The organism is Caulobacter sp. 17J80-11, from assembly GCF_014349105.1.
Classification (GTDB): domain Bacteria; phylum Pseudomonadota; class Alphaproteobacteria; order Caulobacterales; family Caulobacteraceae; genus 17J80-11.
Map to the genome: position 1 here is coordinate 153,667 of NZ_JACSJI010000003.1, position 15,401 is coordinate 169,067.

Below are 15,401 nucleotides of genomic sequence, written 5' to 3' on the forward strand. Positions count from 1 at the left end.
CCGGAATCGGTCGGGATCAAGCTGGTGCGCGGTCGCGGCCTCACCCCGAAAACCCGCCGTCGGCCAGATACGCCTGCTCCTCGGGCGTGCTCTCCCGTCCCAGCGCCGCGTTGCGGTGGGGGAAGCGGCCGAACCGGACGATGATCTCGCGGTGGTGGCGGGCCCATCTGGTGTCGTCGTCGCCGCAATCGGCCATGGCGGCGAGACCCCGGTCGTGGTCCGCCAGCCGCTCCGAATGCTGGAAGGGCAGGTACCAGAAGGCGCGCAGATCCCTCGGCCCGCTGCGGTCGAAGCCCCGGTCCAGCGCCCGGTGCGCGAACGTCCGCGCCAGGGGATCGGTCGCCCACATGTGCGCGGAGCCCCGCCACAGGTTGCGCGGAAACTGGTCGAGCAGCAGGAGCAGGGCCAGCGCGCCCTCGGCCGTCTCGGCCCAGTCGTCCAGCTCGCGCCGCGCGGCGGCGAAATGGGCCGGCTCGAACTGGCGGCAGGCGTGATCGAAGGCGTCGCCGCCGCGGAACCACTTGCTAGGACCGGCCTCGCGCCAGAAGTTCAGCACCCGTTCGGAAGAGAGAGTCGCGTTCATGCCTGAGCAGTTAGGAACGCCGTTGCCGGTTTACTACGACCGCGACTGCGACCTGTCCCTGATCCGCGGCCGCAAGGTCGCCGTGGTCGGCTATGGCAGTCAGGGGCGCACCCAGGCGCTGAACCTGCGCGACTCCGGCGTCGGCGACATCCGGATCGGCGTGCGCGAGGGCAAGTCGGCCGACGCGGCGCGGGCGGACGGATTCGAGGTGGTCTCCGTGGCCGAGGCGGCCGGCTGGGCCGACGTGCTGGCCCTGCTGACCTCGGACGAGGCGCACCGGGACCTCTACCGCGACGAGATCGCCCCGCACCTGAAGCCCGGGGCCTGCCTGGTGTTCGCCCACGGCCTGTCGGTGCGCTTCGGCCTGGTCGCGCCGGCCGCTGACCTCGACGTGGTGCTGGTCTCGCCCAAGGGCATCGGCCCGCGCATCCGCGATCTCTACGTGGAAGGCGAGGGGGTGTTCTGCCTGTTCGGGGTGCACCAGGACGCCACCGGGAATGCGAAGGCGCTGGGCCTGTCGTTCGCCGCGGGCCTGGGCTGCGGGCGCAAGGGCATTCTCGAGACCACCATGCGCGACGAGTGCGAGAGCGACCTGTTCGGCGAGCAGGTGGTGCTGTGCGGCGGCGTGCCGGAGCTCGTCAACGACGCGTTCGAGACCCTGGTCAGGGCCGGCTATCCGCCGGAGGTGGCCTGGTTCGAGTGCTTCTACGAGCTGAAGCTGGTGGTCGACCTGATGTTCGCCCGCGGCGTGGCCGGGGCGTTCGAGAAGATCTCCAACACCGCCGAGTACGGCGCCTACCAGACCGGCCCGCGGGTGATCGGCGAGGCCGCCCGCGCCGCCATGAAGGGCGTGCTCGACGACGTGCAGGACGGGGGGTTCGTGAAGAAGTTCATGGCCGACTACGACGCCGGCTTCCCCGAACTGCTGGCCCGCCGGCGCGCGCTCGGCGAACGCCCGATCGAGGCGGCCGGCCGGCGGCTGGCCGAGGTGGCGGCGAAGGCGGGGGAGTGAGGGGCCGAAATCCTCGTCCTTCGACAGGCTCAGGATGAGGATTTCTACTGCGGCCCAGTAGCTCTCATCCTGAGCTTGCCGAAGGACGAGGGCGGCCCCGTGGCGGCCAGCCCGCCGCTCCGCTAGAACGTCGCCATGCGGCGCATCTCCACCGTCTGCCTGCTCGGCCCCGACCTCTGGTTCCCGGAGGCGGAGGAGCATGCGCGCCGCCAGCGCGACCTGTGCGACCAAGCCGGCTTCGTCGGGATCACGGCGCTCGACCACAATCTGGTCGAGACCGAGCCGTCCGAAGCCATGGCGCGAGAGATCTACGCCGAGAGCATCGCCCGCATCCGCCGCTGCGACGCGGTGGTGGCCAACCTGACCCCCTGGCGCGGGCCGGGTTGCGATGCGGGCACCGCCTTCGAGGTCGGCTTCGCCGCGGCGTTGGGCAAGCCGGTGTTCGCCTATCTGAACGTGGTCGACGAGGAAGAGGCCGACCATCGCGACCGCGTCGAGCGGATGATCGGCGCGGAGATCGACGCCGACGGCGAGTGGCGCGACAGCTACGGCTGCACCGTCGAGGACTTCGGCCTGCCGGAGAACCTGATGCTGTGGGCGGAGGCGCGGCGTCTGTACGTGATCGTCACGCCCGACCCGCTGCGCGACCTGACCGGCCTGGAGCTGGTGCTCGACGCGCTCAAGCTCTACGCGGATTAGGCGGCGGGACCGCCCTCGTCCTTCGACAAGCTCAGGATGAGGGCTATTAGGGCCGCAGTAGAAATCCTCATCCTGAGCTTGTCGAAGGACGAGGATTTCGGCCCCCTCACATCCACCCCAGCCCCGCCTCGCCGCGGAGCACCGCCTCCGCCTCCGGCGTGTGCTTCCGGGCGTCGCCGCGGGCGTGCAGCACCAGCGGCGGCAGGATGCGCAGGGGCGCCTTGCCGGTCTTCACCGCCTGCACCAGCACCCGCTTGGCCGGGGCGTCGGCGAAGGGATGGATCGCGCGGATCTGGAACGAGCCGGCCGTCGCGCCCAGCAGGGCCAGCAGGTCGGCCAGCCGGTCGGCGCGGTGGATGACCACGATCCGCCCGCCCTCGCGCACCGCCTTAAGCAGGAAGCGGGTCCAGGCGTCCAGGCCGGTGTCGGCGATCCAGGCGGCGCGGCGGCTGGGGTGGGGCGCGCGCAGGGCGTTCGGGTCGTCGAAGAAGGGCGGGTTGGCGATCGCCACGTCGAAGGGCGGCTCGCCGGGCGCCAGGAAGCCGTGGGCGGCGAATCCCCGGCCCACGTCGCCGGCGCGCACCTGCACTCGGCCTTCCGCGTCGTTCAGGCCGATATTGCGCTCGGCCAGGGCGAGGGCCTCAAGATCGCGCTCCACGCCGGTGAAGCGGGCCTCGGGCGAACGCGAGGCGGCCTGGAACAGCACCGCGCCGGCGCCGCAGCCGGCCTCCAGCACGCGCTCGCCGGGCTTGGCGTCGACCGCGGCGGCCAGCAGGGCGGCGTCCATGCCGGCGCGATAGCCCTTAGCCGGTTGCAGCAGGCGCACGCGCCCGTCGAGCAGGCGGTCGTCGGTGACCAGCGGTTGTTCCAGAGGCGGCGCGTCGAGGTGTTCGGTCATGCAACAGAGCTGGGAGCGGAGCAGTTCAGGTGCTAGGGCGGCTTGACCCTGCAAGGGCGCCTAACCATTGTGCGCCGCGTTGACGCGGGGCCGCCAGTCGGTCCGGCCGTTTTTCTGGAGTTTGAGCGTTGGACGCAGCAACCGCCTCCGTCGCGCGCCCCTCGGGCGACGTCGAGAGCCTGATCCGGCTCGCCGTGGCCGACATGGCCGCGGTGGACGCGCTGATCGTCGAGCGCATGCAAAGCCCCGTAGCGGTGATTCCCGCCCTGGCCGAGCATCTGATCGCGGCCGGCGGCAAGCGCCTGCGCCCCTTGCTGACCGTGGCCGCCGCGCGGCTGGCCGGCATCGAGGGCGGCGCGCACCACAGGTTGGCAGCGGCTGTGGAGTTCATCCACACCGCCACCCTGCTGCACGACGACGTGGTCGACGGCTCTCAGCTGCGCCGCGGCAAGGTCGCCGCCCACCTGATCTGGGGCGCGGCGTCGAGCGTGCTGGTCGGCGACTACCTGTTCGCCCGCGCCTTCGAGCTGATGGTCGAGACCGACTCGATCCGCGCGCTCGGCATCCTCTCGCGCGCTTCCAGCGTGATCGCCGAGGGCGAGGTGCTGCAGCTGACGCGCGCCCACGACCTGAAGCTGACGCAGGACGTCTACCTGGAGATCATCGGGGCCAAGACCGCCGAGCTGTTCGCGGCCGCGGCCGAATCGGGCGCGGTGGCGGCCGGCGCGCCGGAAGCCCGCATCCAGGCGCTGCGCGCCTACGGCATGAACCTGGGCATGGCCTTCCAGCTGGTCGACGACGCGCTGGACTACGGCGGCACGACCGAGGCCCTGGGCAAGAACGCCGGCGACGACTTCCGCGAGGGTAAGGCGACGCTGCCGCTGCTGCTGGCCATCGCCCGCACCGCGGGGCGCGAGGACGCTTTCTGGGAAAAGGCCATGGGCCACCCGGGCGACCAAACCGAGGCCGACTTCCGCCGGGCTCGCGAGATCATCGTCGGCTGCGGCGCCCTGCAGGCGACCCTCGACCTGGCCGGGTCATACGCCGACGCCGCCAAGGCGGCGCTGGAGGTGTTCCCGGCCGGGGAATGGCGCCACGCCCTGGAAGGCCTGGCCGACTTCGCGGTCAGCCGCCGGGCTTAAGCAGCCAAATATCCTTCTCCCCTTGCGGGAGAAGGTGGCTGGCGGAGCCGGCCGGATGAGGGGTGCAAGCGCCACGCATCCGGGCGAAGGCGCTGTCCCGCTCTGCTTGCAAACGCCCCGCCGTCACCCCTCATCCGACGCGCTTCGCGCGCCACCTTCTCCCGCAAGGGGAGAAGGGGAGATTGGCGCCTGCCGGCGCAGCACGCCCCACAGCAGGCATCCAGCGCCCGCCGCCGCCAGGCTGAGGCCGAAGCGCCAGCCTTCCGGCGCGCGGTGGATGGCGAAGCCCAGTCCGATCGCCGCTCCGGTCAACGCCCAGAACCGCCAGGCCAGAGCCGCGTGGCCCTTGCCGGTGTGGTCCAGCCACAGCTGGTAGACGTGCTCGCGGTGCGCGTGGAACAGCGGGCGCTTGCGGCGCGTGCGGTCCACCAGGGTCAGCAGCACGTCGGTCAGGATCGGCAGGGCGGCGACCGCGGCGAACAGAGGCGCGGTCGGCTCGCGCCCGGCCAGCAGCACCGCCAGGCCGCCGATCAGGAAGCCGGAGAACTGCGAGCCGGCGTCGCCCTGGAAAAGCCGCGCCCCCGGAAAATTCCAGGGCAGGAAGCCCAGTCCGGCGGCCGCGGCGACCGCGCACGCGCCGGCCAGCAAGGGGTTTGCGCCGGTGAGCGCGGCCAGCGCGCCGAGGCCCGCCAGGGTCAGCACGTTGGCGCCGACCACCAGGCCGTTGGAGCCGTCCATGAAGTTGACCGCGTTGCCCACCACCACCAGCCAGGCGGTCGTCAGGCCGACGGCGACCACGGCCGGCAGATCCAACCGCAGCCCCGGCGCCAGCGGCAGCACGTCGATGCGGGCGACCCACAGGGAGAAGGCCAGGGCCAGCAGCACCTGCGCCAGCAGCTTGTGGGTGGCGGGAAAGTCCCAGACGTCGTCGGCCGCGCCGTAGAGGCCCAGCGCGCCGGCCAGGCCCAGCAGCAGGGCCAGATCGCGCGTGGTCGCGCCCGCCCCGGGCAGCAGGGCGACCACGCCCAGCACGGTCGCGGCGATCAGGGCGAGGCCCCCGCTGGTCGGGGTCGGACGCCCATGCGCGTGGCGCCGGTCCGGCCGGTCGACCGGGCCGCACCAGGCCAACGCGCCCGCCAGCCCTGCCGCCGCGAGCGCCGCGAGCAGGGCCGGAAGCATCAGGTCAGGCTCGCGCAGAACCGCTGGATGCGCCCGCAGGCGTCTTCGAGGATGTCGTTGGAGGTGGCGTAGGAGATGCGGAAGAACGGCGACAGGCCGAAGGCCGCCCCGTGCACCACCGCCACGCCCTCGGCCTGCAGCAGCTCGGCGGCGAAGGCCTCGTCGTCCTTGATCACCGCGCCGTCAGGGGTCTTGGTCCCGATCAGATCCTTGATCGACGGGTAGACGTAGAAGGCGCCTTCGGGCGTGGCGCACTTGATGCCCTTGGCCTGGTTGAGCATGGACACCACCAGGTCGCGGCGGCCCTCGAACACCTTGGCCTGGCGCGGGATGAAGTCCTGGGGACCGTTCAGCGCCTCGACCGCGGCCCACTGGGCGACCGAGCAGGCGTTCGAGGTAGACTGGCTCATCACCTTGGCCATGGCCTTGATCAGCGGCTCGGGGCCGCCGGCGTAGCCGATGCGCCAGCCGGTCATGGCGTAGGCCTTCGACACCCCGTTCATGGTCAGGGTGCGGTCGCGCAGCTCCGGCGTGGCCTGAAGGATGGTGGTGAACTTGAAGTCGCCGAACACCAGGTGCTCGTACATGTCGTCGGTCAGCACCCAGACGTGGCTGTGGCGCTTCAGCACCTCGCCGAGGGCCGCCAGCTCCTCACGGGTGTAGGCCGCGCCGGTCGGGTTGGACGGCGAGTTGAGGATCAGCCACTTGGTCTTGGGCGTGATCGCCTCGGCCAGGGCCTGCGGCGTCAGCTTGAAGTTGGTCTCCGGCCCGGCCGGCACGATCACCGGCTCGCCGCCGGCCAGCAGCACCATGTCCGGATACGAGACCCAGTAGGGGGCCGGCACGATCACCTCGTCGCCGGCCGACAGGGTGGCCATGAAGGCGTTGAACAGCACGGTCTTGCCGCCCGGGGAGACGTTGATCTCCGAGACCTTGTAGTCGAGGCCGTTCTCCCGCTTGAACTTGGCGACGATGGCCTGCTTCAGCTCGGGAATGCCGTCGACGTCGGTGTACTTGGTCTCGCCGCGGCGGATGGCGGCGATCGCCGCTTCCTTGACGTTCTCCGGCGTGTCGAAGTCCGGCTCGCCCGCGCCCAGCGAGATCACGTCGCGGCCCGAACGCTTCAATTCGCGGGCTTTCTGCGTGACGGCGATGGTCGGCGACGGCTTCACGCGCCGAAGCGCGGCGGATTCAATCGACATGGGGCCTCCCGGGGGACCTCGGCTGTTTACGCCCCGCGCGGGAACGGTGCAATCTGAGCCGAGGGGGCGCCGTAGGGGAATGCACGCACGGATTTTTACGCTGATCGCGATGACGGCCGCCGCGCTGGTCTGCGCGGCGACGCCGCAGGTCGCTCGGGCCGAGCCGGAAGACGGCTGCGTCGACACCCGGTGGGACTGGTGCGGCGCCCAGCTCAGCGAGGCGCTCGACGCGCACGGGCTAAAAGCGGCCGAGGACTGGAGCCGTCGCGGCGACGCCCTGATCCGCGTCTTCGTCGTGGACGGCTTCGGCCATGAAAAGCCGGTGGTGGCTTTCTCAAGGCGGCTGAACGACCGGCGCGTTTACGCCTATCCCGGCGATCCCGATTACGGGCACGCGCGTTCGGGCCAGGTTTCCCTCACAGATTGGGAGGTCGCAGACGCTGCGCTCAGGGCGGTTCATACGGCTCCGAGCCGTGGCGACGACACGAACGTCGAAACCGAATTGCCGGATGGCACCGTCGAGATGGTGCTTTGCACCGATTATTGGACCTATTTGATCGAAGCGGTTTCCGATGGCCGCGTCAGCCGCCGGTTTCGAACTGCGTGCGGCGACGACCCGCTCATTGAGCACGTGGAGACTTTGGCTCAGCTCGCGCGCTCGCGTCTGTCGCCGTGTGACTTGCTCGATATCGAGCATGACCGCCCCTTCGCCGCGCTCGAGGCCTGCGCCTACCTCTATGGACGTGAAACAGATGCGGTCTCGGTGATGAACCGTTTCCACAGCCAGCCTTTCGACGAGGCCGACGCCGCCGATCCGGGGCAGGTCGCCGACCTCTTCACGGCCGATGCGGAAGTGCGCTGGCCGGATCAGGCGCCGGCGCTCGGGCGGGAACAGGTGGCGAAGCCCTGGTCAGAGATGACGCGGAGCCAGGACGCCGAGGCGTATTACGAGCGGGTCGACGGCGTGGCGGCGGGCAGGGTCGTGATCAAGGGCGAGCTCTACGTAGAACGTCCGAGTGCGGACGACCCGAAGTCCTCCGACGAGTTTTCGGCCGACTACACCCAGACCTGGATCCGCGACTCGGACGGCGCTTGGCGGATTAGTCGCTGGGCCGTCCAGCCCTTTCGGATTGTGAACTGAGCCTGCCCGGCTATATGCGCAGCCTGATGAACCAGCTCTGGACCTTTCTGACCAGCATGGACCGGCGCGCCTGGCGCGCGATCGGGGTGACCGTCGGGCTTTTCGCGGCCATGGCCGTGGTGTTCATGATCGGCCGCAGCTTCATGGGCGGCGACACCGAGCGCGAGCTGGAGGCCTGGCTGCAGGGCTTCGCGGACGGGCCGTGGGGCCTGCCGGTGGTGATCTTCCTGTTCACCGCCTCGGCCTTCATCGGCGCGCCGCAGTTCGTTCTGATCGCCGCCTGCGTGGTCGCCTTCGGGCCGTGGCTGGGCTTCCTCTACAGCTGGGTCGCCACCGTGGTTTCGGCCGCCGCGACCTTCTGGGTCGGCCGGGTGGCGGGCGCCAGGTCGCTGGAGCGGTTCGGCGGCGGCGTGCTGAACCGCATGTCCAGTTATGTCGGCAAGAACGCCTTCACCGGCTCATTCATCATCCGCAACGTGCCTTCGGCCCCCTTCATCGTGGTCAACATGGCCTTCGGGGTCTCGCGCGCCTCGTTCTGGCAGTTCCTGGCCGGCTGCGCGCTGGGCGTGCTGCCCAAGACCGCGCTGGTGGCCTTCTTCGGCGGCTCGTTCATGACCGCGGTGGCCGGCGACGGGGTGTGGAGTTCGGCCATCCTCGCGGGGATCGGCCTGGCGTGGCTGGCGATCATGCTGATCGCTCGCGAAATCCTGCGCCGCCGCGCGCCGCGCACGTCCCAAGACGAGGTCTGATCGTGAAGCCGAAGCTGTTCTACGCCCCGGGCGCCTGTTCGCTGGCCCCGCACATCGCCCTGCTGGAAGCCGGGGCCGAGGTGGAGCTGGTGCGCGTGGACCTGCACAAGGCCGAGCAGCGCCGGCCCGAATACCTGGCGCTCAATCCGAAGGGGCGGGTGCCGCTGCTGGTCACCGAGCGCGGGACCCTCACCGAGGCGCCGGCCATCCTGGCCTGGATCGCCCAGACCTGGCCGCAGGCGCAGCTGTCGCCGGCCGACCCGTGGGCGGCGGCCCAGGTCAATTCGTTCAACGCCTACCTGTCCTCGACCCTGCACATCACCTTCGCCACCCACTTCCGGCCCGCGCGCTTCGCGCAAGGCACGGCGGCGGCCGAGGCGATGGCGCAATACTTCCCGACCGCGCTGGCGCAGGGCTTCGCCTTCGTGGAGGCCCAGCTGGAGGCCAGCGGCGGCCCCTGGGTGCACGGCGAAGGCTACACCACCTCCGATCCCTACCTGCTGACCATGGCCCGCTGGGCCAAGCGGGTGGGGGCCGACATGTCCGGCTTCCCGAGGATCGCCGAGCACACTGAGCGGACCCTGACCCGCCCGGCCGTGGCGCGCGCTTTCGAGGCGGAGGAAATCGTCTTCGGCTGAGTTCGAAGGCCGCCGTTTTTCCAATTCGGACAAGCGGCTGCAGCTTCGCCGTTGACAATGTCGTGTAAGTCGCACCTTCCCCGGCGTCTTGGCTCTTGAAATCGCCCACGGGGCAGGGCACACGAACCTTCGTCCGACGGCGAAAAACACAAGAATCGTTGCGCGAAGGGGATCGCGTGACGGGGCGTCGCCGAAGGGTTCGTTCCTCAGGTCCGCATCATCGACGGGTCCCGTACGCCCATGCTCCAGCCCCTGTTCGGCATGATCTCGAACGACATCGCGATCGATCTCGGCACGGCCAACACCCTCATCTACATGAAGGGCAAGGGCATCGTGCTGAACGAGCCGTCCGTCGTCGCTCTTCGTAACGTCGGCGGCCGCAAGGTCGTTCACGCCGTGGGCATCGAGGCCAAGCAGATGCTGGGCCGCACCCCGGGTCACATGGAGGCGATCCGCCCCATGCGCGACGGCGTCATCGCCGACTTCGAAGTCGCCGAGGAGATGATCAAGCACTTCATCCGCAAGGTTCACAACCGCAAGAGCTTCGTGAACCCGAAGGTGATCGTGTGCGTGCCCTCCGGCGCCACCGCCGTCGAGCGCCGCGCCATCAACGATTCGTGCCTGAACGCCTCGGCCCGCCGCGTCGGCCTGATCGACGAGCCGATGGCCGCCGCGATCGGCGCCGGCCTGCCGATCCACGAGCCGACCGGCTCGATGGTCGTCGACATCGGCGGCGGCACCACCGAGGTGGCGGTTCTGTCCCTGTCCGGCATCGTCTACTCGCGCTCGGTGCGCGTGGGCGGCGACAAGATGGACGACAGCATCATCTCCTACATGCGCCGCAACCATAACCTGCTGATCGGCGAGACCACCGCCGAGCGCATCAAGAAGGACATCGGCACCGCCCGCGTCCCGCACGACGGCGAAGGCCTGTCGATCGAGGTCAAGGGCCGCGACCTGATGCAGGGCGTGCCGCGCGAAGTGCGCATCTCCGAGCGCCAGGCCGCCGAAGCGCTGGCCGAGCCGGTGTCGCAGATCATCGAAGCGGTGAAGGTCGCGCTGGAAGCCACTCCGCCGGAGCTGGCCGCCGACATCGCCGACAAGGGCATCATGCTGACCGGCGGCGGCGCGCTGCTGCGCGGCCTGGACGCCGAGATCCGCGACCAGACCGGCCTGCCGGTGTCGGTCGCCGACGATCCGCTGTCCTGCGTCGCGATCGGGTGCGGCAAGGTGCTCGAGCATCCGCGGTGGATGAAGGGCGTTTTGGACGCGACTCTCCCCTAAGATGACATCATGTCCGGACAGAAGGTCGGGACGAGACAGGGTTAAAAGGGGGCGACGGCGTTGTCTTTCCGAGACGGACCGTTCGAGAATCTGAAGGTGCCGCTGACCTGGACGGCGGCGGTCGCCCTCATACTCGCGGGAGCCGGTGCGCTCCTGCTGCTGCTCAACGACAAGCGTGAGCAACTGGACGCCAAGGCCTACGGCGCGCGCGGCGCGTTCGACGCCATCGCGGCGCCGGCCAACGGCATGTTCGCCCACCCGGTGCGCTGGGTCGGCCAGGCGTCCGACTGGGTCGACGACTACTTCTTCGCCGTCAGCGAGAACCGTCGCCTCAAGAAGCAGGTGGCTGAGCTCGAGGCGTGGCGCGACGCCGCCGTGGCGCTGAAGAACATCAACTCCCGTTACGAGTCGATGCTGCAGATCCGCACCGAGCCGCCGGTCCCGATGGTGACCGCGCGCGCCGTGTCGGAATCTCGCGGCCCGTTCGTCAACGCCCGCCTGATCGACTCCGGCTCGCGCAAGGGCATCAAGGTCGGCAACCCGGTGATCAACGAGCACGGCCTGGTCGGCCGTGTGGTCGGCGCCACCGCCTCGGTCAGCCGCGTGCTGCTGCTGACCGACGTGGCCAGCCGCACGCCGGTGCTGGTCAACCGCACCGACGCGCGCGCCATCCTGGTCGGCGACGGCAGCGGCAATCCCAAGCTGGAGTTCATCCGCGGCAAGGACGCGGTGAAGGCCGGCGACCAGATCCTCAGCTCAGGCGACGGCGGCGTGTTCCCCCGCGGCCTGCCGATCGGTGTCGCGGCCAAGGGCCTGGACGGCTCCTGGCGCGTGAAACTCTATTCCGACCGCGGCGCCGTGGACTTCGTGCGGGTGCTGCTGTTCGAAGACTTCGCCCAGCTGGTCAACCCGGAGGCGCTGAACGCTCCGCCGCTGACCGCGCTGAACAAGGCCGCGCCGCCGCCGTCGCCGGAACTGGCGGCCCGCATCGAGGCCCTGCACCCGACGCCCCACCCGGGCGCCGTCGCCGCGGCCCAGCCGCCGGCCGTGACCCTGGCCACGCCGCGTCCGGCCGCCACGGCCGCGCAGCCGACCGCCACGCCGCCCAAGCCCGCGGCGCCCGCCGCCGCCGCACCGACTCAAGGCAACGGGGGCCGGCCATGAGGGGGCGCGCGGTCCGCGTCGTGGGGCCGCTTCATTGGATCGGGTACCCCGCGCTCGCCGTCGTCGCCGCCACCCTGGTGTTCGCCACCCCGGTGCGGCTGTTCAGGCTCCCCCTGCCGGAGCCGATCTTTCCGATGGTCCTGGCCTTCGCCTGGCCGCTGATCCGGCCGTCCATGCTGGCCCCGGCGGTGCTGCTGGTGGTCGGCCTGTTCCTCGACCTGCTGTGGGGCGGACCCATGGGGCTGTGGGCGCTGAGCCTGCTGTGCGCCTATGGGGTGATCCTGTTCGCCCGGCCGCTGATCGTGGGCCAGGACGTGCGGGCCCTGCTGGGCTGGTACGTCGGGGCCACCATCCTGGCCTACGCGCTGGGCTACGTGTTCACGGCCATGGACGTGAAGGCCGCGCCCAGCCTGGTCGGCGCCTTCTTCCAGGTGCTGGTGACGGTCCTGCTGTTTCCACTGGCCAATAATCTGATCGAGCGCTTCGACGACGGGGACGTGCGCTTCCGATGAGCGAACCGGCGATCTTCTTCTCCGACGTCAACGAACGTCAGGGCGGGTTCCTGCGCCGCGCCATGCTGATGGGCGGGCTGACCAGCGCGGGCATCCTCGCGCTCGGCGCGCGCCTGGGCCAGCTGCAGCTGGTGCAGACCGGCCGCTACCAGACCATGTCGGCGGAAAACCAGTTCAACTTCCGCCTGGTGCCGCCGCCGCGCGGCCGCATCCTGGACCGCAACGGCGTGGTGCTGGCCGGCAACCGGCCGAGCTTCCGCCTGCTGGTGGTGCGCGACGAGACCAAGGATCTGGACGCCACGCTCGACGCCGTCGAGAAGCTGGTGCCCGAGACGGCCAACCGCCGCCGCTCGATGATCCGCGACATCAACCAGAGCCCGCGTTTCGCCCCGGTGCCGGTGGCGAACGACCTGACCTGGGAGGAGTTCGCGCGGGTCAACCTGCACGTCTCCGAACTGCCCGGCGTCATGGCCGACATGAACGAGGCGCGCTTCTACCCGTACGGCGGCGCCTTCGCCCACGTCATCGGCTACGTCGCCAAGGTGTCCGACAAGGACGTCCAGAAGGCTAGGGAAGGCGGCAAGACGCCGGACCCGATCCTGTTCAACCCCGGTTTCCGCATCGGGAAGCAGGGCATCGAGAAGGCGCTGGACGAGGACCTGCGCGGTGTTCCAGGCGGCCAGAAGGTCGAGGTGGACGCGCGCGGCCGGGTGGTCGGCGAGGATAATGAAGGCTCCCGGCCGGCGGTCCCCGGCAAGGAGGTCGTGCTCACCCTCGACGCCGACGTGCAGAACCGGGCGCTGGAGGTGTTCGGCGAGGAATCCGGCGCCTGCGTGGTCATGGACATCCGCACCGGCGACCTGCTGTGCCTGATGTCGGCCCCGGCCTTCGACGCCAACCTGTTCGTCGGCGGCGTTCCGTCCAAGGTCTATCGCGCGCTGGCCGACTACGAGCGCAAGCCGCTGCTCGACAAGGCTCTGTCCGGCACCTTCCCGCCGGGTTCGACCTTCAAGACGATGACCGGCCTGGCCGCCCTGCAGGCGGGCATCGACCCCAAGCGCCGCGTCCACTGCTCGGGCGGCTGGAGCTTCGGCGGGCGCACCTTCCGCTGCTGGAAGAAGGGCGGCCACGGCTCGCAGGACCTGCACGACGCCATCAAGAACTCCTGCGACACCTACTTCTACACCATGTCGCTGGAGATCGGCCCGGACCGCCTGGCCGAGGTGGCCAAGGCGTTCGGCCTGGGCGACACCTTCGACATCGGCATCTCCGGCCAGAAGAAGGGCATCGTTCCTTCGACCGCGTGGAAGAAGGAATACTTCAAGAAGGCGTCCAATCCGGACGCGCGGCGCTGGTGGCCGGGCGAGACGCCCAGCTACGCCATCGGCCAGGGCGCGCTGGCGGTGAACCCGCTGCAGCTGTGCGTGATGACCGCCCGCCTGGCCAACACCAAGAAGGCCATCCGGCCGCGCCTGATCAAGTCGATCGGCGGGGTGGAGCAGCCGTCCGGGGCCGAGGCGCCGGACCTGCCGTTCCCGCACGAGCACCTGGAGATTGTCCGCGGCGGCATGGCCGCGGTGGCCAACGACGTCACCGGCACCGCCTATCGCGCCAGCCAGCTGGGCCTCGGGCCCATCCAGATGGCCGGCAAGACCGGCACGGCCCAGGCCCGCAACTACAAGTCCGGTGAATCACGCGGCCCCCGCAACGCCAACTGGCAGCTGCGCGACCACGCCTGGTTCGTGGCCTTCGCGCCCTACGACGACCCGCGCTACGCCATCTCGCTGCTGATCCAGCACGCCCCGGCCGGCGGCGCCGCCGACGCCGCGCCGCGCGCGCGGGAGATCATGAAGGTGGTGCTGCTGAAGGATCCCGAGATCCGAAAGCGCATCGAACAGCCCTACGTCGAGCCCGCCGCTCCGGTCGACACCGGCGCGCCGCAGGACGAGCCGGACAGCTTCATCGGCTCGGAACCCACGGCGCCCGCGCCGCAAGGAACGCCGCAAGGAACGCCCCAAGGAGCGCCCACGTGACCGCCTCCGCCCTGACGCGTCCCGGCGAGCGGGACCGCCTTTCGGTCAAGTTCAGCGAGATCGACTGGCGCTTCGCCGGCCTGCTGTTCGCCATCGCCGGCGCCGGCTCGATGATGCTCTATTCGGTGGCCGGCGGCTCGTGGGAGCCCTGGGCCGCCAACCACCTGATCCGCTTCAGCCTCTGCTTCGCCCTGATGATCGCGCTGGGGCTGGTGGACCTGCGGGTGTGGATGGCGTCGGCCTATCCGGTCTACGCCATCGGCCTGGTCCTGCTGATCTGCGTGGAGCTGTTCGGCTACACCGCCATGGGCGCGACCCGCTGGCTGAACCTGGGCTTCACCCGCATCCAGCCGTCCGAGATCATGAAGATCGGCATCGTGCTGGCCCTGGCGCGCTTCTACCACGGGGCCTCGGCCAAGGACGCGTCGTTCTCCTTCAAGCTGCTGATCCCCGCGGCCATGATCGGCGCTCCCGTGCTGCTGGTCGCGCACCAGCCCGACCTCGGCACCGCCATGCTGATCGCGCTCACCGGGGCTGCGGTGATGTTCATGGCCGGGCTGAGCTGGAAGATCATCTTCACCGGCGTCGCCGGCCTCGCCGCCGCCGTCCCGCCGTTCGTCATGTTCGTCATGCACGACTACCAGCGGAAGCGGATCCTGACCTTCCTGGACCCGGAGTCCGACCCGTCGGGGTCCGGCTACCACATCATGCAGTCGACCATTTCGATCGGCTCGGGCGGACCGCTGGGCAAGGGCTACATTCTGGGCTCGCAAAGCCAGCTCGAGTTCCTGCCGGAAAAGCAGACCGACTTCATTTTCGCCGCCCTGGCGGAGGAGTTCGGCTTTGTCGGCTGCTTCTCGCTGCTGCTGCTCTACGCCGCCGTCATCCTGATCGCGCTGCGCATCGCCAGCCTGTCGCACAGCCACTTCGGCCGGCTGAGCGCGGCCGGCGTGACCGCCACCTTCGCCCTCTACGTGCTGATCAACGGCGCGATGGTGATGGGCATGGCGCCGGTCGTGGGCGTGCCCATGCCGCTGCTGTCCTATGGCGGCACCGTCATGCTGACCGTGATGATCGGCTTCGGCCTGGTGATGTCGACGCGGGTGCACCGCTATCTCGAACTGCCGAGCGGCCGCGGGTTCTTCTTCTAAGAAGGCCCCGGCCG

At 70.1% G+C, this 15,401-nt stretch carries 15 protein-coding genes and 2 pseudogenes; 12 read left to right on the forward strand and 5 right to left on the reverse strand.

The window, feature by feature from the left end:
• Window positions 1-40 precede the first annotated feature (40 nt).
• The gene (locus H8B08_RS04810) at window positions 41-583 is read right to left on the reverse strand and encodes a DUF924 family protein (protein WP_187449066.1); all 543 of its coding nucleotides are present in this window, start codon (window positions 581-583) and stop codon (window positions 41-43) included.
• A 22-nt stretch (window positions 584-605) separates the two neighbouring features.
• Between H8B08_RS04810 and ilvC the strand changes: the two genes are divergently transcribed.
• The 3 genes and pseudogenes from ilvC to H8B08_RS04820 all read left to right on the forward strand — a co-directional run bounded on the left by ilvC (window position 606) and on the right by H8B08_RS04820 (window position 2,294).
• Window positions 606-1,595 (forward strand): ketol-acid reductoisomerase, encoded by a 990-nt coding sequence (ilvC, locus tag H8B08_RS04815; protein WP_370545404.1) that lies wholly within the window; start codon window positions 606-608, stop codon window positions 1,593-1,595.
• A 9-nt stretch (window positions 1,596-1,604) separates the two neighbouring features.
• Window positions 1,605-1,690, forward strand: a pseudogene (locus H8B08_RS19515) (hypothetical protein); the annotation flags it as partial.
• A 40-nt stretch (window positions 1,691-1,730) separates the two neighbouring features.
• Complete coding sequence (locus tag H8B08_RS04820) at window positions 1,731-2,294, forward strand: nucleoside 2-deoxyribosyltransferase (protein WP_187449068.1); 564 nt, start codon at window positions 1,731-1,733, stop codon at window positions 2,292-2,294.
• On the opposite strand, the pseudogene H8B08_RS19060 reads toward H8B08_RS04820, so the two are convergent.
• Both H8B08_RS19060 and H8B08_RS04825 read right to left on the reverse strand, forming a co-directional pair.
• Window positions 2,295-2,390 (reverse strand): annotated as a pseudogene (locus H8B08_RS19060) (hypothetical protein); the annotation flags it as partial.
• Between the two features lie 10 nt (window positions 2,391-2,400).
• Window positions 2,401-3,192, reverse strand: a complete 792-nt coding sequence (locus H8B08_RS04825) for a tRNA1(Val) (adenine(37)-N6)-methyltransferase (RefSeq protein ID WP_187449069.1) — start codon at window positions 3,190-3,192, stop codon at window positions 2,401-2,403.
• Between the two features lie 128 nt (window positions 3,193-3,320).
• Here H8B08_RS04825 and H8B08_RS04830 point away from each other — a divergent pair, with 128 nt between their 5' ends.
• On the forward strand, window positions 3,321-4,334 hold the full coding sequence (locus H8B08_RS04830; RefSeq protein WP_187449070.1) for a polyprenyl synthetase family protein: 1,014 nt from the start codon (window positions 3,321-3,323) through the stop codon (window positions 4,332-4,334).
• Window positions 4,335-4,457: 123 nt separating this feature from the next.
• On the opposite strand, the gene H8B08_RS04835 is transcribed toward H8B08_RS04830, so the two are convergent.
• Both H8B08_RS04835 and H8B08_RS04840 read right to left on the reverse strand, forming a co-directional pair.
• Entirely contained in the window at window positions 4,458-5,513 is a 1,056-nt protein-coding gene (locus H8B08_RS04835) for a glycosyltransferase family 4 protein (RefSeq protein ID WP_187449071.1), read from the reverse strand.
• Window positions 5,513-6,715 carry a pyridoxal phosphate-dependent aminotransferase gene (locus H8B08_RS04840; RefSeq protein ID WP_187449072.1) on the reverse strand — a complete coding sequence of 401 codons (1,203 nt, stop codon included), beginning with the start codon at window positions 6,713-6,715 and terminating at the stop codon, window positions 5,513-5,515. The genes H8B08_RS04835 and H8B08_RS04840 overlap by 1 nt, the downstream gene beginning before the upstream one ends.
• Before the next feature lie 79 nt (window positions 6,716-6,794).
• Here H8B08_RS04840 and H8B08_RS04845 point away from each other — a divergent pair, with 79 nt between their 5' ends.
• The 8 genes from H8B08_RS04845 (at window position 6,795) to rodA (ending at window position 15,387) form a co-directional block, all read left to right on the forward strand.
• Window positions 6,795-7,856, forward strand: a complete 1,062-nt coding sequence (locus tag H8B08_RS04845; protein ID WP_187449073.1) for a hypothetical protein — start codon at window positions 6,795-6,797, stop codon at window positions 7,854-7,856.
• Window positions 7,857-7,882: 26 nt separating this feature from the next.
• Window positions 7,883-8,605: a TVP38/TMEM64 family protein gene (locus H8B08_RS04850; RefSeq protein ID WP_187449074.1), complete on the forward strand. Its 723-nt coding sequence runs from the start codon at window positions 7,883-7,885 to the stop codon at window positions 8,603-8,605.
• A 2-nt stretch (window positions 8,606-8,607) separates the two neighbouring features.
• The gene (locus H8B08_RS04855) at window positions 8,608-9,243 is read left to right on the forward strand and encodes a glutathione S-transferase N-terminal domain-containing protein (protein WP_187449075.1); all 636 of its coding nucleotides are present in this window, start codon (window positions 8,608-8,610) and stop codon (window positions 9,241-9,243) included.
• 240 nt (window positions 9,244-9,483) lie between these two features.
• Window positions 9,484-10,527 (forward strand): rod shape-determining protein, encoded by a 1,044-nt coding sequence (locus H8B08_RS04860; protein WP_163263387.1) that lies wholly within the window; start codon window positions 9,484-9,486, stop codon window positions 10,525-10,527.
• Between the two features lie 60 nt (window positions 10,528-10,587).
• Window positions 10,588-11,691, forward strand: coding sequence for a rod shape-determining protein MreC (gene mreC, locus H8B08_RS04865; protein WP_187449076.1), 1,104 nt, complete (start codon window positions 10,588-10,590; stop codon window positions 11,689-11,691).
• Window positions 11,688-12,203, forward strand: a complete 516-nt coding sequence (locus H8B08_RS04870; protein WP_187449077.1) for a hypothetical protein — start codon at window positions 11,688-11,690, stop codon at window positions 12,201-12,203. The genes mreC and H8B08_RS04870 overlap by 4 nt, the downstream gene beginning before the upstream one ends.
• Window positions 12,200-14,236 (forward strand): penicillin-binding protein 2, encoded by a 2,037-nt coding sequence (mrdA, locus tag H8B08_RS04875; protein ID WP_187449078.1) that lies wholly within the window; start codon window positions 12,200-12,202, stop codon window positions 14,234-14,236. The genes H8B08_RS04870 and mrdA overlap by 4 nt, the downstream gene beginning before the upstream one ends.
• Entirely contained in the window at window positions 14,233-15,387 is a 1,155-nt protein-coding gene (gene rodA, locus H8B08_RS04880) for a rod shape-determining protein RodA (RefSeq protein ID WP_187449079.1), read from the forward strand. The genes mrdA and rodA overlap by 4 nt, the downstream gene beginning before the upstream one ends.
• Window positions 15,388-15,401: the final 14 nt, after the last annotated feature.